General features: G+C 70.2%; 1 protein-coding gene. It reads left to right on the top strand.

Annotated features, from left to right (window positions below; all coding sequences use genetic code 11):
• Nucleotides 1–150 precede the first annotated feature (150 nt).
• Complete coding sequence (locus EKO23_RS24660; protein ID WP_167880648.1) at nucleotides 151–1,452, top strand: IS110 family RNA-guided transposase; 1,302 nt, start codon at nucleotides 151–153, stop codon at nucleotides 1,450–1,452.
• Nucleotides 1,453–1,668: the final 216 nt, after the last annotated feature.

Raw genomic sequence — 1,668 nt, 5'->3', positions numbered from 1 at the left:
CGGCATAGGAAGACGTTCTGCAGGCAGGGTCTGGACGTAGGAACGTCCCCCTGCTGCGCTATTCGGGCTTGGTGTCCCATCGCAGACAGGAGGACGTTCATGGCCCACGGTAATGGTGTTTCTCGAGGCGACCGGAATCGCAATGCGCGGTTGGCGAGGCTGCGGGAGCTGGTGCCTCCGGGCAACGCGATCGTCGGGATCGACCTGGCCGACAAGAAGCAGATGGTCGTGATGTGCGACCACGACTCGCAGGTGCTGGCGCGCCGCACGTTCCGGTGCAAGGCCTGGGCCCTGGGGGCGGCGTTGGACTGGGCCGCGAAGCAGGCTGCGGCGCACGGTTTCGCCGGGGTCACGGTCTCGTGCGAGCCAACCGGGCACCGGTGGCGGGTGCTGGGCCAGCTTGCCGCGGACCGGGACATGTCGTTCGTGTGCGTGCAGCCCATGCAGACCTCCTGGGCGCGCCGCAGCGAGGACCTGACCTCCGACAAGACCGACGACAAGGACGCGGTCCTGATCGCCCGGCTCACCGCACAGCTGCGCTGCTACGCGCCCGAGCCGGTCGACGAGACCTGGGGCCGGCTGCGGCACCTGGGCGCCCGCCGGGAACGGCTGATCGTCGAGATGGTCGCCCAGGTCCAGCAGATCCGCGACCTGCTCGAGTGCGTGTGGCCGGCCGCCCTGGAGACCGCCCGGCAGCCCTTCCGGTCCAAGACCTGGGCCGCCGCGATGTGGGTGATCGTCGACCGCGACGGCGGCGACCTCGAGCGGACCCGGCGACTCGGACTGGACCGGTTCGAGCGCGCCGTGCGACGCGAGATCACCAGGCGCGGTGGGCAGAAGCCGTGCTTGCGGATCGTAGGCAAGCTGTTCGCTGCCTTAGCCGATCCGACCGGCGTCCTTGCCCACCGCCGCGGCGCCCTGGAGCGGGTCCAGCTCCTGTTGGAGGACTGGGCGGACACCCACCGCAAGATCGCCGACACCGAGGACCGGATGACCGCGGTGCTCGACGAGCTCGGCCTGACGACCCTGGCCACCAGCATCCACGGACTGTCCCCGGTCGGCGCCGCAGCGATCCTCGCCGAGACCGGCGACCCGCACCGGTTCGCCACCGCCCGGGCCCTGGTCAAGCACGCCGGCCTGGCACCCAGACAACGACAGTCCGGCACCTACACCGGCCAGACCAGGCTCACCGGCAAGGGCCGACCCCGGCTGCGGGCAGTGGCCTGGCGCGCGGTCTGGGGCACGCTGCAGACCAACACCGTCTACGCCAACAGGTACCGACACCTGACCACCCGAGAGACCAACAAGCTCAAACCCACCCAGGCCCAGGCCGTGATCGCGGCGACGCTCCTGCGACACCTGCACGCGGTGATCACCACCGGCCAGGCCTGGGACCCCGCCATCGCCCAGCACGGAACCGCGCCCAAGCAGACCGCCACGCTCGCCGCCTGAGCGGCAAAGCGGACATCAAGCTGACGGTCGGGGCAAGCCCCACGCGGCATCGAGGACCACGACTACCTCGTCGCTCATCACGGGCAGCCCCGTCCGTCGTCACCTCAACCCGATTACGCGCTGCCGGGCACACAGCCCCATTCAGCTATGCAGGGACCGACGACGGACGCGGCACCGGCCGAACGCTTGACGCAAACCGCCTTACGTTGATGAGCG

Source organism: Nocardioides guangzhouensis (assembly GCF_004519545.1).
Lineage (GTDB): Bacteria > Actinomycetota > Actinomycetes > Propionibacteriales > Nocardioidaceae > Nocardioides > Nocardioides guangzhouensis.
This window is presented reverse-complemented; position numbering and strand designations above follow the sequence as displayed.